Source organism: Halomonas rhizosphaerae, from assembly GCF_030012485.1.
Lineage (GTDB): Bacteria > Pseudomonadota > Gammaproteobacteria > Pseudomonadales > Halomonadaceae > Halomonas > Halomonas rhizosphaerae.
Genome location: NZ_JASCQQ010000009.1, coordinates 141,507 through 164,363, shown reverse-complemented (window position 1 = coordinate 164,363; position 22,857 = coordinate 141,507). Strand labels below are relative to the sequence as shown.

Annotated in this window: 23 protein-coding genes; 11 read left to right on the top strand and 12 right to left on the bottom strand. The window is 62.6% G+C overall.

Annotated features, from left to right (window positions below; genetic code table 11):
* Positions 1–76 precede the first annotated feature (76 nt).
* The 3 genes from QLQ86_RS04915 to QLQ86_RS04905 all read left to right on the top strand — a co-directional run bounded on the left by QLQ86_RS04915 (position 77) and on the right by QLQ86_RS04905 (position 2,384).
* Positions 77–781, top strand: coding sequence for an ABC transporter permease (locus tag QLQ86_RS04915; protein ID WP_282816097.1), 705 nt, complete (start codon positions 77–79; stop codon positions 779–781).
* Positions 782–801: 20 nt separating this feature from the next.
* On the top strand, positions 802–1,503 hold the full coding sequence (locus QLQ86_RS04910) for an ATP-binding cassette domain-containing protein (RefSeq protein WP_282816096.1): 702 nt from the start codon (positions 802–804) through the stop codon (positions 1,501–1,503).
* 62 nt (positions 1,504–1,565) lie between these two features.
* Positions 1,566–2,384, top strand: a complete 819-nt coding sequence (locus QLQ86_RS04905; RefSeq protein ID WP_282816095.1) for a substrate-binding domain-containing protein — start codon at positions 1,566–1,568, stop codon at positions 2,382–2,384.
* Between the two features lie 89 nt (positions 2,385–2,473).
* Here QLQ86_RS04905 and idi read toward each other — a convergent pair whose 3' ends face one another.
* From idi to QLQ86_RS04885, 4 genes are all read right to left on the bottom strand, one after another.
* On the bottom strand, positions 2,474–3,058 hold the full coding sequence (idi, locus tag QLQ86_RS04900) for an isopentenyl-diphosphate Delta-isomerase (RefSeq protein WP_282816094.1): 585 nt from the start codon (positions 3,056–3,058) through the stop codon (positions 2,474–2,476).
* 28 nt (positions 3,059–3,086) lie between these two features.
* Positions 3,087–4,235: a phytoene/squalene synthase family protein gene (locus QLQ86_RS04895; protein ID WP_282816093.1), complete on the bottom strand. Its 1,149-nt coding sequence runs from the start codon at positions 4,233–4,235 to the stop codon at positions 3,087–3,089.
* Between the two features lie 270 nt (positions 4,236–4,505).
* Positions 4,506–6,404, bottom strand: coding sequence for a serine hydrolase domain-containing protein (locus QLQ86_RS04890; protein ID WP_282816092.1), 1,899 nt, complete (start codon positions 6,402–6,404; stop codon positions 4,506–4,508).
* 42 nt (positions 6,405–6,446) lie between these two features.
* Positions 6,447–7,409, bottom strand: coding sequence for a LysR family transcriptional regulator (locus QLQ86_RS04885; RefSeq protein WP_282816091.1), 963 nt, complete (start codon positions 7,407–7,409; stop codon positions 6,447–6,449).
* 126 nt (positions 7,410–7,535) lie between these two features.
* Here QLQ86_RS04885 and QLQ86_RS04880 point away from each other — a divergent pair, with 126 nt between their 5' ends.
* The 7 genes from QLQ86_RS04880 to QLQ86_RS04850 all read left to right on the top strand — a co-directional run bounded on the left by QLQ86_RS04880 (position 7,536) and on the right by QLQ86_RS04850 (position 15,716).
* Entirely contained in the window at positions 7,536–8,477 is a 942-nt protein-coding gene (locus QLQ86_RS04880; RefSeq protein ID WP_282816090.1) for a sodium-dependent bicarbonate transport family permease, read from the top strand.
* 242 nt (positions 8,478–8,719) lie between these two features.
* Entirely contained in the window at positions 8,720–9,889 is a 1,170-nt protein-coding gene (locus QLQ86_RS04875) for an isovaleryl-CoA dehydrogenase (protein ID WP_282734694.1), read from the top strand.
* A gap of 12 nt (positions 9,890–9,901) precedes the next feature.
* The gene (locus tag QLQ86_RS04870) at positions 9,902–11,509 is read left to right on the top strand and encodes a carboxyl transferase domain-containing protein (protein WP_282816089.1); all 1,608 of its coding nucleotides are present in this window, start codon (positions 9,902–9,904) and stop codon (positions 11,507–11,509) included.
* Positions 11,510–11,516: 7 nt separating this feature from the next.
* Positions 11,517–12,344 (top strand): enoyl-CoA hydratase-related protein, encoded by an 828-nt coding sequence (locus QLQ86_RS04865; RefSeq protein WP_282816088.1) that lies wholly within the window; start codon positions 11,517–11,519, stop codon positions 12,342–12,344.
* Entirely contained in the window at positions 12,341–14,389 is a 2,049-nt protein-coding gene (locus tag QLQ86_RS04860; protein WP_282816087.1) for an acetyl/propionyl/methylcrotonyl-CoA carboxylase subunit alpha, read from the top strand. Before QLQ86_RS04865 ends, QLQ86_RS04860 begins: the two co-directional genes overlap by 4 nt.
* 228 nt (positions 14,390–14,617) lie before the next feature.
* Positions 14,618–15,517: a hydroxymethylglutaryl-CoA lyase gene (locus QLQ86_RS04855; protein ID WP_282816086.1), complete on the top strand. Its 900-nt coding sequence runs from the start codon at positions 14,618–14,620 to the stop codon at positions 15,515–15,517.
* A 46-nt stretch (positions 15,518–15,563) separates the two neighbouring features.
* On the top strand, positions 15,564–15,716 hold the full coding sequence (locus tag QLQ86_RS04850; protein WP_407650042.1) for a hypothetical protein: 153 nt from the start codon (positions 15,564–15,566) through the stop codon (positions 15,714–15,716).
* A 142-nt stretch (positions 15,717–15,858) separates the two neighbouring features.
* On the opposite strand, the gene QLQ86_RS04845 is transcribed toward QLQ86_RS04850, so the two are convergent.
* The 5 genes from QLQ86_RS04845 to QLQ86_RS04825 form a co-directional block, all read right to left on the bottom strand.
* Entirely contained in the window at positions 15,859–16,632 is a 774-nt protein-coding gene (locus QLQ86_RS04845; protein ID WP_282816085.1) for a hypothetical protein, read from the bottom strand.
* 45 nt (positions 16,633–16,677) lie between these two features.
* Complete coding sequence (locus QLQ86_RS04840) at positions 16,678–17,298, bottom strand: hypothetical protein (protein ID WP_282816084.1); 621 nt, start codon at positions 17,296–17,298, stop codon at positions 16,678–16,680.
* Positions 17,288–18,178 (bottom strand): hypothetical protein, encoded by an 891-nt coding sequence (locus QLQ86_RS04835; RefSeq protein WP_282816083.1) that lies wholly within the window; start codon positions 18,176–18,178, stop codon positions 17,288–17,290. The genes QLQ86_RS04840 and QLQ86_RS04835 overlap by 11 nt, the downstream gene beginning before the upstream one ends.
* Positions 18,179–18,289: 111 nt before the next feature.
* Entirely contained in the window at positions 18,290–19,603 is a 1,314-nt protein-coding gene (locus QLQ86_RS04830; protein ID WP_282816082.1) for an ATP-dependent nuclease, read from the bottom strand.
* A 119-nt stretch (positions 19,604–19,722) separates the two neighbouring features.
* Positions 19,723–20,061, bottom strand: coding sequence for a hypothetical protein (locus QLQ86_RS04825; RefSeq protein ID WP_282816081.1), 339 nt, complete (start codon positions 20,059–20,061; stop codon positions 19,723–19,725).
* Positions 20,062–20,289: 228 nt separating this feature from the next.
* On the opposite strand from QLQ86_RS04825, the gene QLQ86_RS04820 reads away from it, so the two are divergent.
* Entirely contained in the window at positions 20,290–20,460 is a 171-nt protein-coding gene (locus QLQ86_RS04820; RefSeq protein WP_282816080.1) for a phage integrase N-terminal SAM-like domain-containing protein, read from the top strand.
* 833 nt (positions 20,461–21,293) lie between these two features.
* Here the strand turns inward: QLQ86_RS04820 and QLQ86_RS04815 are convergent.
* The 3 genes from QLQ86_RS04815 to QLQ86_RS04805 all read right to left on the bottom strand — a co-directional run bounded on the left by QLQ86_RS04815 (position 21,294) and on the right by QLQ86_RS04805 (position 22,758).
* The gene (locus tag QLQ86_RS04815) at positions 21,294–22,028 is read right to left on the bottom strand and encodes a hypothetical protein (RefSeq protein WP_282816079.1); all 735 of its coding nucleotides are present in this window, start codon (positions 22,026–22,028) and stop codon (positions 21,294–21,296) included.
* A 76-nt stretch (positions 22,029–22,104) separates the two neighbouring features.
* Positions 22,105–22,404, bottom strand: a complete 300-nt coding sequence (locus QLQ86_RS04810) for a YciI-like protein (protein WP_278033606.1) — start codon at positions 22,402–22,404, stop codon at positions 22,105–22,107.
* A 15-nt stretch (positions 22,405–22,419) separates the two neighbouring features.
* A complete protein-coding gene (locus QLQ86_RS04805) occupies positions 22,420–22,758 on the bottom strand; it encodes a hypothetical protein (RefSeq protein ID WP_282816078.1) in 339 nt (112 codons plus the stop codon).
* Positions 22,759–22,857 lie beyond the last annotated feature (99 nt).

Genomic DNA, 22,857 nt, shown 5'->3' with positions numbered 1-22,857 from the left:
TACTGCATGAATTACAGCGTTGGATGCGTCACCGTGCTTCAACGCACATGATGCAGGGAGACCGCAGGAGCGCGCGATGTCCGACGATCCCAACGCCTTCCAGACCGCCCTGGCCCTGATCCTGGGCCGCGACCCCGACCTGATCGGGATCGTGACGCTGTCGCTGCAGGTCTCGCTGTCCGCCGTGCTGATCGCCGCGCTGATCGCCCTGCCGCTGGGCGCGGCCCTGGCGCTGTGGAGGTTTCCCGGCCGCGGGGCGGTGATCGTGATGCTCAATGCACTGATGGGGCTGCCCCCGGTGGTGGCCGGGCTGGCGGTCTACCTGCTGCTCTCCCGGGCCGGGCCCCTGGGCGAGTTCGGCCTGCTCTTCACCCCTGGTGCCATGGTGATCGCCCAGGTGATCCTGGTGCTGCCGATCATCGCCGCCCTGACCCGCCAGCAGGTCGAGGAACTCCACGGCGACTACCGCGAGCAGCTCGCCTCGCTGGGCGTGTCGCGGGCGCGCCGCATCCCGACCCTGCTGTGGGACGCCCGTTTCGGCCTGACGACCGTGATGTTGGCCGGCTTCGGCCGGGCCAGTGCCGAGGTCGGGGCGGTGATGATCGTCGGCGGCAACATCGACGGCGTCACCCGGGTGATGACCACCGCCATCGTGCTGGAGACCAGCAAGGGCAACCTGCCCCTGGCGCTGGGCCTCGGCATGGTGCTGCTCGCGCTGGTCGCGCTGGTCAATGCCGCCGCGCACCTGGTGGGCGAGACGGCGCAGAGGCGGCTGGGATGAACGATCTCAGGCGGCTACCCGTGGCAGCCATACCCTCGCTCGCGCTGGAAGGCGTCGGCTTCGTCCATCGCGGCCAGACCCTGCTGCATCCCCTCGACCTGCGCCTCGAAGGCTGCCACCGCACCCTGGTGATGGGCCCCAACGGCGCCGGCAAGAGCCTGCTGATGCGCCTGGCCCACGGGCTGCTGGCGCCCTCCCGTGGCCGCGTGCGCTGGGAAGGGCGCCCGCCCCGCCAGGCGATGGTCTTCCAGCGCCCGGTGCTGCTCAAGCGCTCGGCCCTTGCCAACCTCACCTACGCCCTGGCGATCCACGGCACGCCTCACCGTCGACGCAGGCCGCTGGCCCGGGAGGCGCTGGAGCGCTTCGGCCTGGCGGCCCTCGAGAAGCGCCCGGCCCGGGTACTCTCGGGGGGCGAGCAGCAGCGCCTGGCCCTGGCTCGGGCCTGGCTGGTGGAGCCCGAGGTGCTGTTCCTCGACGAGCCCACCGCCGCCCTCGACCCGGCCGCCATCCAGGCGGTGGAGGCCGCGGTGCGCGACTTCCACCGGCGCGGCACGCGAATCATGATGACCACCCACGACCTCCAGCAGGCCCGCCGCCTGGCCGACGACATCGTGCTGCTCTATGGCGGCCGACTGATCGAGCACAGTCCGGCCGAGCGCTTCTTCGCCGAGCCGCAGACCCCGGAAGGCAGGGCCTTCGTCCGCGGCGAGCTGGTCTGGTAGACCGCTCACGTCCACCAGGCACCCCCCAGAAAGGCACCCCCCAGGAAAGAAGGAAGGGCACCATGAAGACGACAGGACTCACCCTCGCCGCCATTGGCCTCACGGGGTTCGCGCTGGGTGTCTCGGCCCGGGAACAGGCCCCCTTCATCACCCTGGCCTCGACCACCTCCACCGAGGCCTCGGGCCTGTTCGACGCCATCATCCCGCCGTTCACCGAGACGACCGGCATCGAGGTCCGGGTGGTGGCCGTGGGCACCGGCCAAGCCTTCGAGATCGCCCGCCGCGGCGACGCCGACAGCCTGCTGGTGCACGACACCGTAGGCGAGGAGCGATTCGTCGAGGAGGGCTATGGCAGCGAGCGGGCCGACGTCATGGTTAACGATTTCGTGCTCATCGGCCCGGGGAGCGACCCGGCCGGCATCGCCGAGGCCGAGAGCGTGGCCGAGGCGATGCAGCTGATCGCCGAGGCCGAGGCGCCCTTCGCCTCCCGCGGCGACGACAGCGGCACCCATCGCGCCGAGCTGCGTCTTTGGCAGGCCGCGGGGGTCGAGCCCGAAGGCGAGTGGTACCGGGAGCTCGGCAGCGGCATGGGCCCGACGCTCAACACCGCCGCCGGCATGGACGCCTACGTGATGGCCGACCGCGCCACCTGGGTCGCCTTCGAGAATCCACAGGACCTCGAGCTTCTCTTCGAGGGCGACGAGGCGCTGTTCAACCCGTACGGCAGCGTGCTGATCGACCCCGAGCGCCACCCCCACCTCAAGCACGACCTGGCCGCGCAGTGGCACGCGTGGCTGCTTTCCGACGAGGGCCAGGCCGCCATCGCCGACTTCGAGGTCAAGGGCCAGCAGCTGTTCTTCCCCAACGCCCGCTCCGACTGACCCGGCGATAACATCGCCTCACCCGCAGACCCGCAAGTGCCCGGCCACGTCCAGCCGGGCCATGAAAGGCCTGCTCTCCGCCGTCGAGCCTATCGGGTATATCGCTTGAGCTCATCGGCAAATTCACTCCGCAATCGCGTCCACTCCATCTTGAACCAGGGCGTATAGTCTTCCGGGCGGGAGGCCAGCTCGGCATCGAGCCCTGCGGGTGATATCCAGCACCAGTTGGCGATCTCCTGGCGGTTGGGGCGTGGCTCATTGTCAGTGCCCCCAAGATATACCCAGCAAAGCTCGTGCTCGGCGCCGCTTGAACCGTACTGGACCTGATAGCGGAACTTGTAGAGGAAGGCGAGTTGCGCCTCGATGCCGACCTCCTGCCATAGTCGCCGGTGAATCGCCTCTTCCATGGGCTCGCCTCGGCGTGGGTGACTACAGCAGCTGTTGGACCAGCACAGCGACCAAAGACGCTTGCCTTCCGCCCGCTGCTGCAGAAGAAGCTCCCCGTCATGATTGAACACGAACAGCGAGAAGGCGCGATGCAGCACACCGCTTCCTTCGTGGCACTTTGCCTTGCTCAAATGCCCCAGCTCCCTGTCCTCGTCATCGACCAGGATCAGTTCCTCGTCATCGAAGGAAACGGTCTCGTCGCGCTCGCTCGAGCCAGTGCTAACCAATGGTCACCTCCTTGGCCATGATACCTGTCTACCCCTCGTCATTGCCTAGCCGAAGGGCATAACGTGCCGCTGAAGCGCCATCACCATCGGAAAGTTCGGAAGCCCATGCACTAAGTTCCGGGTGTGGGCCCCCGAGCGGCCCGAGTGGCAATCCTCTGGTCACACCGCTGAACAGCAGCTTGAGCATCCCATCATGACGTGTCACCAGGCGGGTACTCGCGATGACGGCCTTGACCGTGCGGCGTGACACCTTGACCTGTCGCCCCGTGCAATAGGTCGGCCGAGCATCTATCCGCCTGAGTGTTAGCACGGCCAGGCCGATGGCCCATAAGCAGAAACGCCTGATACCCGTTTCTTTCGCGGGAACCATCAGGGTGTAGCGAAAGGCATTCCGCAAATGGGCATGCGCAATACCGACCATGTATCGCAGTGCGGTGGCAAACTCCGGATCACTGCGTCCCGGCGCCAGGCTCGCCACGTCCACACCAAACTCCCGAAATTCCTGGCGGGGCAGCCAGCAGACGCCACGTTGCCGATCGTCCCAAAGGTCCTTGAGGATATTGGTAAGCTGCAGGCCTTGTCCGAACGACGGTGCCAGGGCCAGCATCTCGTCACGCTTCTCATGCATGTCGCCTGAATGCTGACAGAACAGTTCGGTGAGCATTTCACCCACGACGCCTGCCACGTGATAGCAATAGCGGTCCACCTCGCCCAGGTCTGCCAAGCCCTCCAGGCTGGCATCGTCCTGGTAATGGCCCATGCCCCGGCACATGATGCTCACACACTTGACCAGCGCCTGCTGTTGGGGCACTTCGAGGCTATGGGTGCAACGGACGACCAGTGGCGTGTTGGCCATCAACTCTCGCTCATCCGGTGACGTGGCCGGCGAGAGTAGCGGCGTGACCTGTCTGGCGAAACGCTGGGCCTTCTCCTCTCCTCTCAGCACCGCCAGAAACCGTTCATGCAAGAGGGTCTTCTGAACCGCGGAAAGCGTCGGTTCATCCTCCAGGGTGTCGGCAATACGACAGAGCAGGTAGGCATTGGTCACGACCTTGCTCAGATCGGCCGGGAGCTGAGGAATGGTGAAGGCAAAGGTGCGTGACACCCCGCGAAGGACCTTGCCCTGATAGGCTTCTGCTTCTGCAATTCCGGAAGCCGTCGCAAGGACCTTGGCCATGGCAGTACACCCATTCATGTGTGGCGATTGACCGACCCGCGTGACGTGCGAGTATCGAGACAGGTTGATCGGGCAGGCTATCACGCTGGCGTTGGGAGACTAACGACGCCCAGCCAACGTCAAGGCCCCCTCCCCCGGCAGCTTGCTTGTGATCATTGCGCGGTGGCCCTCCTTCCGGTGTCAGACCGTTAACGGGATGTCAGGGTCTGACACCGGGCGCAGGTCACTCGCTACGCGCCGCGTAGGCGCGTGACGTTCGTGTTTCCGGCTTCAGCCCATCAACACGAAGCCGTTGAACTGCCAGATCGTCAACAGCGTCAGCAGCAACACCACCACCAGCCCGACATGGCGCAGGCGCCGGCCCCGGGGCCAACCCTCCTCACCCAGCACGGGCACCAGCAGGGCAAGCGCCCCCAGGCTGGCCGCCCCCGCCAGCATGGCGACGCCCTGGGCGGCCACGAAGGCCGGTGGCGGGAAGTCGAAGAAGGCGAGTCCCACGTCCTGCGTGATGGGCAGCACACCGGCCAGGGCCAGTCCCATGCTCACCAGCCACAGACCGGCGGCCAGCAGCGTCAGCCGTGCGGCCCAGCGCACCACGGCGCGACGTGCTGGCGGCCGCTCCCGGCCGACCAGCGCCACCACCAGGGTGGCGACGAACATTCCCCCGGCCAGGCCCAGGAAGGCCAGCCGCCATCGCGGGTTGGCCAGCGGCCCGACCCGCTCCATCACCATGATCGGCTCCGGCACGGCCAGGTGCGTCACGGCGCCACTCTCGTCGGCGAGAAAGCGCAGCGACTCGCCGCTATCGGCCTGGCGGAAGTGCCCCTCGCCCGGCGCCTGCACCAGGCGCACCTGCCGCCCCCGGCGGCTCAGCACCAGCCGGCCGTCCCGGTCCGGGTGGACGCCGGTCATGTCGTGGTTGAGCAGCGCCTCGACGGTGGTATAGGGCCGCCGCGTGGAGAGGTAATCCCCCGCATAGCGCGCCGGGTCGTCGGGCGCCGTGGCCGCAGCGGGGGCTTCGGTCGGGAAGTAGCGGCGCACCAGCTGCTCGACGAAGCCGCGGATCAGCGCCTGGCCGCCGTTGCTGTTGGTGGAGATGAACACCCCCAGCTCGAGTTCGGGGATCAGCTGCAGGTCGGACACGAAGTGCACGGTACCGCCGCCATGGCCGATGGCCCGGTAGCCGGCGATCTCGCTCTCGATGAAGCCGTGGGCCATGCCGGGCTGCCCCGGGGCCACCCGATAGTGGGTTCGCTGCATCTCGCGTGCCGTGTCCGGCGTGAGCAATTGCACGTCGCCGAGGCGACCCTCGTTGAGGTGGGCGCGCATGAAGCGCGCCATGTCGGTCGCCGTGGTGGAGAGGCTGCCGGCCGGGCCGATGCCGCCGACGAAGGTGAAGCCGCCCGGCCGGAAGGCGCCCTCGACCCATTGGTAGCCCTCGCTGACCCGCTCGCGCAGGGCCGGCGCCATGGGGGCCTGCTTGCGCTGCGGCCCCCAGGGCTCGAGGAAGGTGCTGTCCCGCATGCCCAGCGGCTCCAGCAGGTAACGCTCGGCGTAGGCTTCCCAGGAGAGGCCGCTGACCTCGGCGACCACCAGGCCGGCCATCGCCACCCCGTAGTTGGAGTAGGCCGGCCAGGTGCCCGGCGGTCGCACCTGGGCCGGGGCATGGCGGCGTAGGTAGTCACGCAGCGAGAGCACGGCGTCGGGGTCATCCTCGAAGAGATGGCCCATGGCCGTGTCCTCGAAGCCCGGGGTGTGGGCCATCAGCTGGCGCAGGGTGATGGGCGCCGGGTAGCGGGTCGCCAGGGGGAAGTCGGTCAGGATGTCGCGGATATCGGCGTCCAGGTCGAGCCGTCCCTGCTCCACCAGCTGCATCACCGCCGTCCAGGTGAAGAGCTTGGAGATCGAGCCCGGCCGGAACAGGGTCTGCTCGGCGACTACCGGGCGCCCGGCCTCGAGGTCGGCCGACCCGAAGCCTTTGGCCAGCAGCAGTTCGTCGTCCTTGACCACCGCCACCGTGACGCCGGCCACGCGGTGGGCCTCCATGCGCGCCTTCACGAAGCCGTCGACGAAGGCCTCCAGGTCCTGCCTGTCGATGGCCGCCCCCATGGCCATTCCCGCCCACAGCCAGGCCAGCAGGCCGCACAGGACGCCTCGCACGAGGTTCATGATCGTGTGCCTCCCCGTGTCGCATCGCTGCCCTTCGCAGGGTCAAGCATCGGTCACCTCCAGCCCCGCCAACAGGTCGGGGATCTCGTTGCACAGGAAACGGGCCTCCACGCACTCACCCAGGTGCCCCTCGGCGAAGCGCAACAGCCCGAGTGCGGCATGCGGCAGTCGCCGGTCGCGGCGCACGATGAACTGCCAGTGGCTCTCGATGGGCAGCCCCGCCACCGGCAGGATCACCAGATCCGGATGCTCCGGCGGCAGCACGTGCTCGGAGAGCACGGCGAGCCCCATCCCCGAGGCCACGCCGACCCGGATCGCCTCGTTGCTGGCCATCTGCAACGTCGGCCCCAGGGTCAAGCCCTGCTCCTGCAGCCAACTCTCGAAGAGCATCCGCGTGGCCGAGCCGGGCTCGCGCAGCAGGAAGCGCTCGCCCAGCAGCTCGCTCATCGCCACCCGGTCGCGTTCCGCCAGCGGGTGGCCCCGCGGCGCCACGGCCACCAGGGGATTGCGCAGGAACCGGCCGGCCCGGGCATGGGCCAGCGAAGGGGGGTGGCTGAACACGTAGAGGTCGTCGTCCTGGCGCTCGAAGCGGGTCAGCACCTGGCGGCGGTTGCCGATATGCAGGGTGACGTCCACCTCGGGAAAGGCCCGGCTGTAGGGGCCGAGCAGGCGCGGCAGCACGTATTGGGCGGTGTTGACCAGGGCGATGGAGCAACGCCCCCGCGCCCCGCCGCGCAGCGAGGCCAGGTAGTCCTCGAAGTCGTCGAAGCGCCCCAACACCTCGCGGCTCGCCCGGTAGAGCTCGCCGCCCGCCTCGGTGGGCACCAGGCGCCCCTGGCGGCTCTCGAGCAGCGGCTCGCCCACCGTCTCGGCCAGGCGACGCAGCTGCTGGGAGACCGTAGGCTGGGTCAGGTGGAGCCGACGCGCCGCCTCGCTGATCGAGCCGGCACGCACCACCGCGGCATAGACCTGCAGCAGGCGGAAGGTCAGGTGTCGGATGTTCATTGGCGGGGTGCCCTGGATCGTCTATAGATGATCGTCAATGATGCAATGCGAAAGAGTTTATTGGAATCAATGTCCGGGGCTTCGCAGAATGCGTGGCGTTTTCCTTCAGCCACCAGAGACCTCCCGATGCCCGATATCGTGGTGATGTTCTTCCTGCTCGGCCTGCTGGCCGGGCTGGTGAAGTCCGACCTGACCATCCCCAAGGCCGCCTACGACACCCTGAGCCTGCTGCTGATGCTGACCATCGGCCTCAAGGGCGGCATGGCGCTCTACGGCAACCTGAGCTGGTCACTGGTGCCCGAACTGGCCGCGGTGGCCGCCCTCGGCGCGCTGATCCCGCTGGCCCTGATGCCGGTGCTGCGCCGCCTGGTGCGCCTCTCCGCTGCCGACAGCGCCAGCATAGCCGCCCACTACGGCTCGGTGAGCGCCGGTACCTTCGCCGTGGCGCTGGCCTTCGCCGAGAGCCGCGCCCTGCCCATCGGCGCCGAGGTCACCCTCTATCTCGTGATGATGGAGCTGCCCGCGATCATGGTCGCCATCGCGCTCTATCGCCGTCATGCGGGCAAGGCCGCCGGGGAAGCGATGCAGGGGATCTGGCACGAAACCCTGACCAACCGCGGCGTGATCCTGCTGGCCGGCGGCGCGGTGATCGGCGCCATGTATGGCCCCCAGGAGGGCGCCAACGTCACCGAGCTCTTCACCAGTGCCTTTCATGCCGTGCTCGCCCTCTTCCTGCTGCAGATGGGCCTGACCGCGGCGGACACCCTGCGTCCGATTCCCTGGTTCCACTGGCGACTGCTCACCTTCGCCCTGGTGGCCCCGCCGCTGCTGGCGATGGCCGGCCTGAGCGTCGGCCTGGCGCTGGGGCTGCCCCAGGGCTCCCTGCTGATCCTCACCGCCCTTGCCGCCAGTGCCTCCTACATCGCCGCGCCGGCCGCCATCCGCACGGCGATCCCCCAGGCCAACATCGGCCTGGCGATGCTGGCCTCGCTCGGCTTCACCTTCCCGCTCAACGTGATCCTCGGCATCCCGCTCTACCACCAGCTGATCACCTGGCTGGCCAGCTAGGCTCTCGAGACCGGCCACCGCCCGGTGGCCGGTCTCCTCACGCCTCACGCCTCACGCCTCACCCCTCACCCCTCATCCCTCATCCCCCTTTCGACATTCGTCGTAGCCGCCAAAACCTGCACTTTACGTTAACGTCAACCTCGCCTAGTCTTGTGCCATCTGCCATCCTGATGACCAACTGTTTGCCCCTGGCGCCTCACCCGAGCGGTCGGCGCCTCACCTGACAAGAACGGGAGCCCGCCATGCATACGCCCTACAAGCCCCTCGACTTCGGCCTCGACGACGAGCTGAACATGCTGCGTGACCAGGTCAACGCCTTCGCCCGGGACGAGATCGCCCCGCGCGCCGCCGAGATCGACGAGAAGAACGAGTTTCCCAACGATCTCTGGCAGAAGTTCGGCGACATGGGCCTGCTCGGCATCACCGTGTCGGACGAGGACGGCGGCAGCGGCATGGGCTACCTGGCGCACTGCATCGCCGTGGAGGAGATCTCCCGGGCCAGCGCCTCCGTGGGCCTCTCCTACGGCGCGCACTCCAACCTTTGCGTCAACCAGCTCAAGATCAACGCCAGTGCCGAGCAGAAGGCCAAGTACCTGCCCAAGCTCATCAGCGGCGAGCACGTCGGCGCGCTGGCCATGTCCGAGCCGGGCGCCGGCTCCGACGTGGTCTCCATGAAGCTCAAGGCCGAGAAGCGCGGCGACCACTACGTGCTCAACGGCAACAAGATGTGGATCACCAACGGCCCCGACGCCGATGTCCTGGTGGTCTACGCCAAGACCGACCCGGAAGCCGGCTCCAAGGGCATCACCGCCTTCATCATCGAGAAGGGCATGCCCGGCTTCTCCACCGCCCAGAAGCTCGACAAGCTCGGCATGCGCGGCTCCAACACCTGCGAGCTGGTGTTCCAGGACTGCGAGGTGCCGGAAGCGAACGTGCTCGGCGAGGTCGGCAAGGGCGTGCGCGTGCTGATGAGCGGCCTGGACTACGAGCGCACCGTGCTCGCCGCCGGCCCCATCGGCATCATGCAGGCGGCGCTGGACATCGTGGTGCCCTACGTCCACGAGCGGAAGCAGTTCAATCAGTCCATCGGCGAGTTCCAGCTGGTGCAGGGCAAGATCGCCGACATGTACACCACCCTGAACGCCTGCCGTGCCTACCTCTACGCCGTGGCCGCCGGCTGCGACCGCGGCCAGACCTCGCGCAAGGATGCCGCCGGCGTGATCCTCTACTGCGCGGAGAAGGCCACCCAGGTGGCGCTGGACGCCATCCAGCTGCTCGGCGGCAACGGCTACATCAATGAGTACCCGACCGGGCGCCTGCTGCGCGATGCCAAGCTCTACGAGATCGGCGCCGGCACCAGCGAGATCCGCCGGATGCTGATCGGCCGCGAGATCTTCAACGAATCCAAGTAAGGGCCGCGTTCCATGAGCATCCTCCAGACCCAGATCAATCCGCGCAGCGACGTCTTTCAGGGCAACGACGTCGCCATGCGCCACGAGGTCGGCAAGCTGCGCGAGCTGACCGCGGCCATCGCCCAGGGCGGCGGCCCGAAGGCCCGCGAGCGCCACGAGTCCCGCGGCAAGCTGTTCGTGCGCGACCGCATCGACCACCTGATCGACGAGGGCTCGCCCTTCCTCGAGTTCTCGTCGCTGGCCGCCCACGACGTCTACGACTCCGCGGTGCCCGCCGCCGGCGTGGTCACCGGGATCGGCCGCGTCTCGGGGGTGGAGTGCGTGATCGTCGCCAACGACGCCACGGTCAAGGGCGGCACCTACTTCCCGCTCACCGTGAAGAAGCACCTGCGCGCCCAGGAGATCGCCCGCAAGCACCGCCTGCCGTGCATCTACCTGGTCGACTCCGGCGGCGCCTTCCTGCCCCGCCAGGACGAGGTCTTCCCCGACCGCGACCACTTCGGCCGCATCTTCTACAACCAGGCCACAATGTCCGCCGAGGGCATCCCGCAGATCGCCGTGGTGATGGGCTCCTGCACCGCGGGCGGAGCCTATGTGCCGGCCATGGCCGACGAGTCGATCATCGTCAAGGAGCAGGGCACCATCTTCCTCGGCGGCCCGCCCCTGGTGAAGGCCGCCACCGGCGAGAGCATCAGCGCCGAGGACCTGGGCGGCGCCGACGTGCACGCCAAGGTGAGTGGCGTGGCCGACCACTACGCCGAGAACGACGCCCACGCCCTGCAGCTGGCGCGCGGTTGCATCTCGCGGCTCAACTGGCAGAAGCGCGGCCAGCTCGCCATGCAGGCGCCCAAGCCCCCGCGCCTCGATCCCAGCGAGCTCTACGGCATTGTCGGCACCGACCTCAAGAAGCCCTACGACGTGCGCGAGGTGATCGGGCGCATCGTCGACGACTCCGACTTCGACGAGTTCAAGCGCTACTACGGCGACACCCTGGTCACCGGCTTCGCCCACATCCAGGGCTACCCGGTGGGCATCGTCGCCAACAACGGCGTGCTGTTCTCGGAGAGTGCCGTCAAGGGCGCGCACTTTATCGAGCTGTGTGCCCAGAGGAAAATTCCGCTGATCTTCCTGCAGAACATCACCGGCTTTATGGTGGGTTCCAAGTACGAGCACGAGGGCATCGCCAAGCACGGCGCCAAGCTGGTCACCGCGGTGGCCTGCGCCAAGGTACCCAAGTTCACCGTGCTGATCGGCGGCAGCTTCGGCGCCGGCAACTACGGCATGTGCGGCCGCGCCTATGACCCCAACCTGCTCTTCATGTGGCCCAACGCGCGCATCTCGGTGATGGGCGGCGAGCAGGCCGCCGGCGTGCTCTCCCAGGTCAAGCGCGAGCAGATCGAGCGCGAGGGGCGCGAGTGGACCAAGGAGGAGGAAGAGGCCTTCAGGGCACCCACCCGCGAGCAGTACGAGCACCAGGGCCACCCTTACTACGCCAGCGCCAGGCTGTGGGACGACGGCGTGATCGACCCGCTGCAGACCCGCGAGATCCTCGGCCTGTCGCTGGCCGCCGCCATGAATGCCGAAGTGGAAGAGACCCGCTTCGGCGTGTTCCGGATGTGAGGTCGAGATGACACAGACAACTTCCCGACTGACGATCGACGACCGCGGCGTGGCCTGGCTGACCCTGGAGCGCCCGGACGTCCACAACGCCTTCGACGACCACCTGATCGCCGAGCTCAACGATCATCTGCGCCGCGTGGGCGAGCTCGCCCACCGTAACGAGGTGCGCGCGCTGGTGCTGGGCTCCCAGGGCAAGAGCTTCTCCGCCGGGGCGGACCTCAACTGGATGAAGCGCATGGTCGACTATGACTTCGAGGACAACCTGGCGGACTCCCGGGAGCTCTCGGCGCTGATGCACGGCCTGGACACCCTGCCCTGCCCCACCGTGTGCCGCGTGCAGGGCGCCGCCTTCGGCGGCGCCGTGGGCCTGGCCGCCTGCTGCGACATCGTCATCGCCTCCGAGAAGGCGAAGTTCTGCCTCTCCGAGGTGAGGATCGGCCTCTCGCCGGCGGTGATCAGCCCCTACGTGCAGCGCGCTGTGGGCTCCCGCCAGATGCGTCGCTACGCGCTGACCGCCGAGGTCATGGACGCCCCCACCGCCGAGGCCCTGGGCCTGGCCCACCGGGTGGTCGCCCACGAGGAGCTCGACGCCGCCGTGGCGGCCATGGTCGACACCCTGCTTGGCACCTCGCCCCAGGCCAGCCGCGCCACCAAGGCGCTGCTCGCCGAGGTGGCCCGCGAGCCCGACAGCAACACGACCCGCGATCATACCTGCCGGGTGATCAGCGAGCTGCGTGTCAGCCATGAAGGCCAGGAGGGACTCACCAGCTTCTTCGAGAAGCGCCGCCCCGCCTGGGCCCCCGACTCCCCCTCGAACACGGAGCGCCGACAATGAGCCAGACGACCCATAACACCAAGCGCTTCGACACCCTGCTGGTCGCCAACCGCGGCGAGATCGCCTGCCGCGTGATGCGCACGGCGCGTGCCATGGGCCTGCGCACCGTCGCCGTCTACTCCGACGCCGACGCCAACGCCCGCCACGTGCGCGAGGCCGACGAGGCCATCCGCCTGGGCCCGGCCGCGGCCCGCGAGAGCTACCTCAAGGTCGAGGCCGTGGTGGAGGCCGCGCGGCGCAGCGGCGCCGGCGCCATCCATCCCGGCTACGGCTTCCTCTCCGAGAACGGCGCCTTCGTCGAGGCCCTCGACCAGGCCGGCATCGTCTTCGTCGGCCCGCCCGCCTCGGCCATCGCCGCCATGGGCGACAAGTCCGCCGCCAAGTCGCGCATGGCCAACGCCGGCGTGCCGCTGGTGCCTGGCTACCACGGCGATGACCAGGACGACGCCCTGCTCAAGGCCGAGGCCGACAAGATCGGCTACCCGGTGCTGCTCAAGGCCAGCGCCGGCGGCGGCGGCAAGGGCATGCGCGTGGTGGAGGCCGCCGCCGGCTTCCAGGCCGCCCTGGACGGCTGCCGCCGCGAGTCCCAGGCCGCCTTCGGCGACCAGCGCATGCTGATCGAGAAGTACCTGACCCAGCCGCGCCACGTCGAGGTCCAGGTGTTCTGCGACAGCCACGGCAACGGCGTCTACCTCTTCGAGCGCGACTGCTCCGTGCAGCGCCGCCACCAGAAGGTGCTGGAGGAGGCCCCGGCCCCCGGCATGAGCGAGGGCCTGCGCCGCGAGATGGGCGAGGCCGCGGTGCGCGCCGCCAAGGAAATCGGCTACGTGGGCGCCGGCACCGTGGAGTTCCTGCTGGACATCGACGGCTCGTTCTTCTTCATGGAGATGAACACCCGCCTGCAGGTGGAGCACCCGGTCACCGAGATGATCACCGGCCAGGACCTGGTGGCGTGGCAGCTGCGCGTGGCCATGGGCGAGGCGCTGCCGCTGACCCAGGACGAGCTGACCATCACCGGCCACAGCTTCGAGGCGCGGCTCTATGCCGAGGACCCGGAGCAGGACTTCCTGCCCGCCACCGGCACCCTGACCCGCTTCGCCATGGACCTGGAAGGCGCCGGCCTGGACCCCGAGCGCGTGCGCCTGGACAGCGGCGTGGAGACCGGCGACGCCGTCTCGATGCACTACGACCCGATGCTCGCCAAGCTGATCGTCCATGGCGACGACCGCGCCCAGGCGCTGGCGACGCTGAACCGGGCGCTGGCCGCACTCGACGTGCAGGGGGTGGTCACCAACCGCGCCTTCCTGCAGCGGCTGGCCACCCACCCGGCCTTCAAGGCCTGCGAGCTCGACACCCGCTTCATCGAGAAACACGAGGAGACCCTCTTCGCGCCGCGCCGCTACAGCATCGAGGAGTATGCCGGGGCCGCCCTGGTGGGCCTCAACCAGCTCTCCCGCGAGTGCGAGAGCGACTCGCCCTGGGACCGCCACGACGGCTTTCGCGTAAACGCCCCGCACACCATCCGCATCGCCCTGTGCGACCCGGCCCATGCCCAGGACGACGACGATTCCGAGGCCGTGGTGGTGGTCGAGGGCACCCGCGAGGACAACGCCGGCCCCTGGCACCTGACCATCGGCGGCGAGACGCTCACCGCGCGCCTCGACCCGCTGGCCGGCGACGCCGTGGCCATGACCCTGGACGGCCACCGCCGCCGCCTGCAGGCCCGCCGCGACGGCAACGTGGTGGTGATGGTCGACCCGCGCGGCGAGACCCGCCTCTTCTGGCGGCGCATCGACGCCATCGACCACGGCCACCACGAGGCGGAGTCGACCCTCACCGCGCCCATGCACGGCACCGTGGTGGCACTGCTGGTGGAGGCCGGCGCCCGCGTCGAGAAGGGCATGCCGCTGATGGTCATGGAGGCCATGAAGATGGAGCACACCATGTCCGCCCCCGCTGACGGGCATGTGGCGAGCTTCCACTTCCAGGCCGGTGATACCGTGGGCCAGGGCGACGTGCTGCTGGAGTTCGCCCCCGACGAATAGCGCCGAGCGCCGAACTCAAGGCTAAGCCGCAACGCTATCCTCCAATGCTAGCGGCGCCGGAGACAGGTCGTATAGAGGGGGTCCTATGCCAGGGATGGCATCGGTAGCGCCCAGGGAGGGGTTCACAGCGCCCCCGGAAGGCCGGCCCCGCTCGTAGACCTGTCGCCGGGTAAGCCGCGGCTAATAGTCACCTCATCGGTTCGCCCTGAGCAAGACAGGAGAAGATTCATGGCATTCCCCCAACACGTGCGCCTGGTCGAGGTCGGCCCGCGCGACGGGCTGCAGAACGAGCCCGAGCCGATCAGCACCACCACCAAGCTCGAGCTGATCGAGCGCCTCGGCGCGGCCGGCATTAGCTACATCGAGGCGGCAAGCTTCGTCTCGCCCAAGTGGGTGCCGCAGATGGCCGACCACCGCCAGGTGATGAAGAACCTCGCCCGCCGCGACGGCGTGACCTACGCGGCTCTCACCCCCAACCTCAAGGGGCTGGAAGGCGCCCTGGAGTGCGGTGTCGAGGAGGTGGCGGTGTTCGGCGCCGCCTCCGAGGCGTTCTCGCAGAAGAACATCAACTGCTCCGTGGCCGAGTCCCTGGCCCGCTTCGAACCGGTGCTCGAGCGCGCGCAACAGGCCGGGGTGCGGGTGCGCGGCTACGTCTCTTGCGTGCTGGGCTGCCCCTACGAGGGCGAGATCGCCCCGGCCAAGGTGGCCGAAGTGAGCAAGGCGCTCTTTGAGATGGGCTGCTACGAGGTCTCGCTCGGCGACACCATCGGCACCGGCACCCCGCTCAAGGCCAAACGCATGCTCGAGGCCGTAAGCCGCGACATCCCCATGGACAAGCTCGCCGCCCACTTCCACGACACCTACGGCCAGGCGCTCGCCAACCTCTACGCCGTGATGGAGGAAGGCATCGCCGTGGTCGACAGCTCCGTCGCCGGCCTCGGCGGCTGCCCCTACGCCAAGGGGGCTTCCGGCAACGTGGCAAGCGAGGATGTGGTTTACCTGCTCGACGGCCTCGGCATCGAGACCGGCATCGACCTGAACGCCCTGGCTGACACCGGCACCTGGATCACCCAGACCATCGGCCGGCCCAACCGCTCCAAGGTGGGGGTGGCACTGGCCAGCCGCTGATCGGCGGCTGCCCTCTCTCTACAGCCACAAGGGCGCCTCGGGTAATGTGGCAAGCGAGGACGTGATCTACCTGCTCGACGGCCTCGGCATCGAGACCGGCATCGACCTGAACGCTTTGGCCGCCACCGGCACTTGGATCACCCAGGCCATCGGCCGGCCCAACCGCTCCAAGGTGGGGGTGGCGCTGGCGGCGAGATAATCGCAACGCCAACAAGCAAAAGCCCCGAGTCAGGTGACTGACTCGGGGCTTTGTTTGTGGGCAGTTGAACGCTTTTGTTCAGCGGCGCGCTCTAGCCCGTCCGGTGGAGGCCCAAAGGGCCGGAACGCACTGCAACTATTTGTTAGACACAGGTTTCCCAATGCTTTAGATACAGCGACCCGAACTCAATTATTGCTAGCCCATCAGAAAGCACTTGAGGATGGAAGAGAATGGGCTTTGGAGGTTCCTCCTCATAGGAGTGCAAGAACACAAAGGATGGCCTTCCGATTTGCGCTTGCTTTTCATACGTCTCCTCCAATTCCTGCCATCTCATCGCTTTAATCAGTTCAATTTTGAGGGACTCCAACTGATTGTATTGCTCTCCTTCCTCAGCGGTGAATTCGGCGGGTGGAATATATAGAGGAATTCTATGAGCCAGCGCGTCGCGGAATGACTTTAAGTACTTTTCCCGCCATTCGATAATGATATTCGACGACAAATAGTCTTTTAGGGGCTCAGGGCAATATTTTGCAGTGTTCTTGTGGAAGAGCCCCACGCCATGTTTGCCGCCCACCTTCTCCAAAAGGTCGTGTCGAAAAACAAACGCCCAAGCCCAGTTATCGAATATGCCGTAAAGGTTCATAACATATGCATGAAGATTTATTTGAACGTCGTAGAGTTTTTCTCTACTAATCGGCCTTTTAGTGCTTGGCGGAAATTCAGTGAATATGTTTTCAATTGACCTTTTAATAACACTTATTCGACGACCTGCTCCGTGTAACAAGTGCTCCTTTACGCTCGGGTGCGCGGAATTCTGACCAGCAATCACCGTTTGCAGCATCAGATTCTGAAGACCTTCGCAAACCCGACCATATTCTTGTTCGAACTTCGCAATTTGCTCATCAGAATATGGCACGAAAATATCCCATAGTTTGTCTAACGTTTGCAGCAGGGCGCGACGTCAGGAGCGCCCCCTGCCTGCGTTTGTTAGCTGATTTTCCAAAGCCTCTTTGATAGCGCCCCAAAATCGTTCGCGATCAAACGATATTCGATCGTATGGATAGCGTTCAGCAAGCTTCGAGCCCAATACTTTTGGTGCGTCGGAACTATGATCAGTCAACAGTACGAGGGTAACCGCAGACTGCTCGTGTGGCACCAATGTTTGGTGATATACTCCACGAGGAACCTCATAACGACTCCCGGACCGACGTAATTCATCCACTTCTGCAAAGGTATCGACTTCATTAGGTGTTCTAACTATCTCTGAACCACCACTATAATAACTGACGGAGTATTCACACCACTCCGTCCCCGGCTGAACACGATACTGTAAGTCCCTCACCGCTCCCGCCAGTACGAGGCTCTCCAATCTGTAAGTATGGGTATGAATGGGCCAATCAGGGTTTTTGACTCTTCGCTCACCTTCAGGCCAATAATGCACGCGTGCAATATGGCTTGAAGAAACTTCGTCGATAACACAGGAGACGAACCCAAGCGGATGCCAAAGCGGAACCAAATTGGCCGAGAGAGAACCAAAGTTTTCTCGAAGAAAACCGAGCATATCTGAAATTTCAGTTTTCATATGGATTTTTCGACTCCCGACACGCCTGAAGAACAACCGCCGGTTTAATTTTGTTACATAGCTCCGTCATTCCGGCCCTTTCAAGAGCATCAAATACATCACTTTCCTCAATCTGGGCGAATTCAATTCCACGCCGCATACCATCAAGGTTTACTTTCGTCCCCTGATCTCGCGCAAATTCCATTGATGTCTCAAAGTGTTCATAGATGAAATGATCTCGGTTGATTTTGAGCGCCGGTTGTCGACGGTCTTCCACTGTTATGATCATTGCCTCGTCATTTGAATCTATCCTAACAGGATCAAATGAAGCACTTAGATACAAATCTATGATTACCCTTCGATTATTTGAGTACCAAGAACAAATAACGACAGTTACTAGAATCTGAAGGGCGACGGTATCGGCATCGTACTGTTTTCCCTTATCGATTGAGTTTATTTGGCTTCGGTATGACGCGTGTTTTTCGCACAATGCCTTATTGTTAGGGTCGATCACGCAAGCACTAATATGGCAATTTTGTCGATCTGCCAGGGTTGGGAGAACCTTACCTCGCATATACCGGCCAAAGTTTCCCTTGTAACGCCACCTCGTGGCCGTGCTCAATAGCTTGTCAAATTCCTTCGTTATTTTTCCGGCTTCAAGCTCAATCATACCTTCGGCAGTTTTTTGCCGAGGAATGAAAGAGCTCACTACCCACAATAAGAACAGTGACGTAAAAATTGCTGCCGCAATAGCTCTAATATATCCAAGCAGCGTTTCAATGAAGGGTAATGTTCCGAGCTTCCAATCGAGCAGTAGCGCGATCGTAATAAAAGCAATCAACAGCACAACGAAGGTTCGTCGGTGTTTTTGGGGCAAAGTGAGAATAGATTGTGTATCCATCTTTTATTTTTAATCCAGAAGAAACGGTTATGATTTGACTTGAGCAGCTAACGCCCGCATTTGTGGCTCGTTTGGAGCGCAGCGGAAAACCAGTCCGACAACATGCGCTTGTTAGCCTAGCTTCGCTTCAAGCTTTGACAAAAACATTGCTTGAAATTCTGGCTGCATTTCTGTTTCCACACCCATCATAGAAACAACTTTTTCAACCAATTCGTTCTTGTTATACGAAACACCATTTCTCGATACGACATCCCCATCAATTGTCAATTCTTCGCCTAGACCGTATATCCTATCGATTAAAGAAGGTGGATAGTAGTATTCAATTCCGTTCTTAGGCCAAATGACAATGTTTTCAGGAAGGACTCCCATTCTTTCAAGTTGATCAGGAAGACCTGCCGAATGTACAGAATCCAAAATGATAAATATCCTGTCACGATATGGACTCCGCTGAAGATCCGATAGAAGTCCTTTTGCTACAGTAAGAACCTCCTTAATGCGATTATCTGAATTGGCAGCAATAACACTTATTTGCGAGCTAGAATGCTTAAGAGAAATCACTCTCTCTATGAACTTATGATCACACTTTCCTTCAACAAGAATAATTGACGAAGGCAGATATAGAGTTTCAAACCTATTACCTAATAAGAAAAAGTGGATGCTATTAAAGTCAGCTTGGGTTTGTACAGGTAATACCGTTATTTCATCCCCCGCCTTTGATACAGTGTAGTTATTGGATATGTTCAGTTTGTCGAGAAAAATTGTAGAGTGAGTTGCAAAAACCAAGGTTTTAATATGTGGAAAGTATTTTTGCCGATGTGCTCGGTCAAATAGAAAATCTGCCAAAATACCTTGAGCTTCTGGGCTTATCCCCAGCTCCGGCTCGTCAATAAGAAATGTATCATAGTCTTCGTCTAAAAGACTTGTTACTAGGGTTGTAATTAGACGAAATCCAGAGCTAGTGTATGAAATATTATGCCCATCGCATGAAATGTATTTTTGCGACATAGAGTTGTTTTCTACTGTATACCTAAACTCTAACGTAACTCCTAAAAGGTCGAATATAATCTCTGTCAATTTATCTCGCTGCTCATCGGCTAACTCAGCAATAGCCTGCTGCAAATTGACAGGGGAGTTATCGATATTCTGTTGCTGCTGTTGCCATTGCTGCATAAACTGTCGCCACTTTTCGTCGCGACGGTTTCTATTTGGAGTGTAGTGTCCTAGCAGATTGAAGTTTTGATACCTTGCTGGTCCAAGATACGAAGCGTTCTGTCCCCATTGCTGAGTGAGCGTCTTAAGTAAGAAGGATTTACCGCAGTTATTCCGACCAACTAAAACTGCATACTCAGATTCTCTTATTCTTTGAAGTGTTTCATTGGACTCATCTGTAAACCTTGTCCCTGGTTTTTGATCGTATCTGTACATTGGGTAATTCCTTATAAGGCTAACGCCGCAATAAGCGGTGAGTAACAGTTTGCTAAGATGTGAAGCGAAGCAGAACCGAGCAAACTGTTACGAATCCGAATTTATTGCCTTGTTAGCGATCAATATCTTCCATACCTTGAATACAACTTCCACATTCCCCACACCGCACCAGACGTAGATAAAAATGACAATATTGAAGAGAAAAAAGGAAAAATTATATTAAGCCAATCATCAAATGGTGAAATGCCATAGTCAGCACCAGAATTCCATTTATATATGTAAAGCCAAGAAAAGATTAGGGCTAACACACCTGACAAAATAAATGGAGCTAACAAAATAGCCCCGAAGTAGCTTTGATCTTTGTAATCAACTTTATTTTCAATATAGTTATAAATCCAAATACACATTATCGACCAAGGTATTCCCCAAACAAATGCATTTACTTCTTCTTGGTGCACGTACTACTCCATTTGATTGCTAACAGGTATTAGACAGCGCGCTCGTTTATTGACTTGAACGAGCATGCGTGTTCAACAATATTATCAGCGCAACCTTTCCTCAGCTAACCCTCTGATTTCATGACACCCAAAGGAAACCTTGGCCACCTATACAGAATTCGCACGCTTGCGCGTTTTGCCAACGCCAATAATACTGTATGTACATCCATGCATCGAGAGGATGGGAGTATGGATACGCACAGCAAACCGCCGAAGCTGAGGAACCGGATCAGGGTCACCCTGCGGGTGAAACGTTACAGCCCGCGCACCGAGAAGACCTACTGCTACTGGATACGCTACTTCATTCGCTTCCACGGGGTCCGGCATCCCGCCGGCATAGGATGCCGCGAGATGGAGTAGCCGATAGATCGCGCTCTTACCTACAGGGGTTCATTCAATAACTGAGAAGTTCTCCAGGCACGCTACCGCCCCTACCCGGCAAGCCATGATGGCGCCCTGCCATCCCTGCGGTAGTCCCTGCGTTCCGGCGATGTTGGTATACCGCCTGGTCGTCTAAGCAACCTTAACCAGCTAGCGTATGCAAGAGTCATGATGGATGCCACACATCGATTGGTCGCAGACGTCGCTCGCCCCGGCGTCTGGGGTCTTGGGCCCCGGGCCAGCGGGAATCCCAACCCTTCCATAGCGGGCGTGGCAAACGGCGTGAGGTGATGGCACCGCTGCAATCAAAAGCCCGCAAGCCGGATTACGGGCCCAGGGGTTTCGTGATGGTCACGCTCACCTACCCTTGCTGGAGCTTTGACCCTTGGCACAGCGGGCTGGCCATCAGCCGCAAACTGGTACGACGTGTTGAATGTCGTCCAGGCTGCCGGCTCACCCACCTGGCCGAGCGCCCGAACATTCGTTTGACTCGTAGTCAAACCGCCCCCCGTTGTCTAAACAGCGATCGATTGCCACCTGGCGGGCCACCCAGGGACCTGAAGTCAGGGCAAGGACAACGGTCACCGTTACAATGACCAAGGCCATGATCACTGCTTTCTTATGGCGCAACGGGCAAGTCCTGGCGACGCGCGGTACCTGGATGTGGAGGCCGCTCCGCTACCCCTGCCATGCGACGATCCTGATATTTCACCATGGGCATCACCGGGCGCCGGCTTTTCACTGCCACTTGAAAGTGCACCATCACTGGCTCCGCGTTCATGGCATGGTCATGTGTCTGCTTCGCGGTGCGGTTAGCCATCATCTTGTCGACGGACGGCTGAAGTGGTCAGAAAGTCGTTCAACTGATAGTCATCGATGAAATCCGGCGTGCCCGCGGGGACGGAAACGATCATCGTCGAGTTGATCACACGGCGTTTCGATTCGTCCGGTGGCGCAATCGTCGCGGCATGCAGGGTGCCCTGCCATGCCGGTTGCGACTCGGAATATGGCGAACACGAGTTGTTGATGCAGAGGACCTGGTAGTCGGTGCTCGAGAAGCAGGGCACGCGAGTTTTATAGGGCCGCAAGAGGTCGTGGCCGGGCTTGAACATGGGATTGTATCTGGCCATGAATTCATTCGGCGAGAGATCATGATCGAATGCGCATTTCGCGTAGTCGAAGATCTCGATGTCGGAATCGATGGCAGAAGGCTCGTAGCCGAGCATCAAGAAGCATTCATCCGGCCCGCCATCGAGATGCGGCCGTGTGGTTTCCTGTTGATCGAAGCGTGCGGCCGACAGGTACGCCAGCGTGTTGCCGGTGGTGGATTCATGGATCGCGGCCATTTCGCGCTTGAGGTCCACCATCACCTGACGGAGGTCGACGGAATCGATGTCTCGACCGAGAGGGAGCACGCAGAAGCCTGGCCTGTCGAAGTTGACGCGACACGTACGGCGGTAGATGTCGTCGGCAATCGACCTCAGGACCCACGATGAGGGACGAAGGCAGATCGCGTCACGTGACCATGTGAGGGGGTCATCGTTCATGGACGGTGGGATGTCCCCATGGGATCATTATGCATGTCGCTCATAAGACCTGATCCTTTCCTGGTGAATGGGGCTTTCAAGGCACGACAGGGTGTTCGGCGTCCTTTCCCGCAACGGTGGTCCATTCACGGACATGCCAGGCGGTCACAAGACCGTTGATGACGTAGGGATCCGCTTCGGCGAAAGACGCTGCGACGTCTCTGGAATTTCCCTTGAAGACGATGGCGGCCCCATCCGCCGGATCGGCAAACGCGCCCCCGAGGAAGAATTCCCCCCGCTCGATGGACGCCTTTGCCAGTGCGAGGTGCTGATCCCGGAATTCCCCACGCCGCTCCAGGTAGTCAGGAGCGTATTCATAGAACAGGATATAGTGCATTACCTCACCTCCACATTATCGGTCGTGCTCTTTTGTGGTTCTGGTCAGCAGCTTGCCTGCATCCAGGACACGCGGGCCATCCGCGCTGCCCATTTCCACCTTGACGCCTTGGTAACTGAACTGGACATAGGTCAGGCTCCAGCCCTCCTCCCGGCGGTGAGCGGCCGCCTTGGATGCGAATGCCTGGCCGGCCTGACCCACCGACGAGAAATGCTCGCCGGGCACGAAAGGATCGATGTCGTTCAGGGCACGCTCGGGGCCGTACCCCCTTGCCGCGAGCCCACCGCAGATCAGAAACGGGATATTCCGATCTTCCGGTAACCCCACCATCCACCGGACCGCGACGCGATGCACGCGCCCTCCTATTGCGAATAACGCTAATATACCGTGCGACTCTCCATGCAACGATGGCGGTGAACAGGATGGATAGGTCCGGCTGGCGTTCCAACGATG

What these genes read in the sequence shown, in the direction of transcription:
- QLQ86_RS04915 (WP_282816097.1), top strand. Translation starts at nt 77, where the DNA reads ATGTCCGACGATCCCAACGCCTTCCAGACCGCCCTGGCCCTGATCCTG.
- QLQ86_RS04905 (WP_282816095.1), top strand. Translation starts at nt 1,566, where the DNA reads ATGAAGACGACAGGACTCACCCTCGCCGCCATTGGCCTCACGGGGTTC.
- QLQ86_RS04895 (WP_282816093.1), bottom strand. Translation starts at nt 4,235, where the DNA reads ATGGCCAAGGTCCTTGCGACGGCTTCCGGAATTGCAGAAGCAGAAGCC.
- QLQ86_RS04890 (WP_282816092.1), bottom strand. Translation starts at nt 6,404, where the DNA reads ATGAACCTCGTGCGAGGCGTCCTGTGCGGCCTGCTGGCCTGGCTGTGG.
- QLQ86_RS04885 (WP_282816091.1), bottom strand. Translation starts at nt 7,409, where the DNA reads ATGAACATCCGACACCTGACCTTCCGCCTGCTGCAGGTCTATGCCGCG.
- QLQ86_RS04880 (WP_282816090.1), top strand. Translation starts at nt 7,536, where the DNA reads ATGCCCGATATCGTGGTGATGTTCTTCCTGCTCGGCCTGCTGGCCGGG.
- QLQ86_RS04875 (WP_282734694.1), top strand. Translation starts at nt 8,720, where the DNA reads ATGCATACGCCCTACAAGCCCCTCGACTTCGGCCTCGACGACGAGCTG.
- QLQ86_RS04870 (WP_282816089.1), top strand. Translation starts at nt 9,902, where the DNA reads ATGAGCATCCTCCAGACCCAGATCAATCCGCGCAGCGACGTCTTTCAG.
- QLQ86_RS04865 (WP_282816088.1), top strand. Translation starts at nt 11,517, where the DNA reads ATGACACAGACAACTTCCCGACTGACGATCGACGACCGCGGCGTGGCC.
- QLQ86_RS04860 (WP_282816087.1), top strand. Translation starts at nt 12,341, where the DNA reads ATGAGCCAGACGACCCATAACACCAAGCGCTTCGACACCCTGCTGGTC.
- QLQ86_RS04855 (WP_282816086.1), top strand. Translation starts at nt 14,618, where the DNA reads ATGGCATTCCCCCAACACGTGCGCCTGGTCGAGGTCGGCCCGCGCGAC.
- QLQ86_RS04840 (WP_282816084.1), bottom strand. Translation starts at nt 17,298, where the DNA reads ATGAAAACTGAAATTTCAGATATGCTCGGTTTTCTTCGAGAAAACTTT.
- QLQ86_RS04835 (WP_282816083.1), bottom strand. Translation starts at nt 18,178, where the DNA reads ATGGATACACAATCTATTCTCACTTTGCCCCAAAAACACCGACGAACC.
- QLQ86_RS04830 (WP_282816082.1), bottom strand. Translation starts at nt 19,603, where the DNA reads ATGTACAGATACGATCAAAAACCAGGGACAAGGTTTACAGATGAGTCC.
- QLQ86_RS04820 (WP_282816080.1), top strand. Translation starts at nt 20,290, where the DNA reads ATGGATACGCACAGCAAACCGCCGAAGCTGAGGAACCGGATCAGGGTC.
- QLQ86_RS04815 (WP_282816079.1), bottom strand. Translation starts at nt 22,028, where the DNA reads ATGAACGATGACCCCCTCACATGGTCACGTGACGCGATCTGCCTTCGT.
- QLQ86_RS04810 (WP_278033606.1), bottom strand. Translation starts at nt 22,404, where the DNA reads ATGCACTATATCCTGTTCTATGAATACGCTCCTGACTACCTGGAGCGG.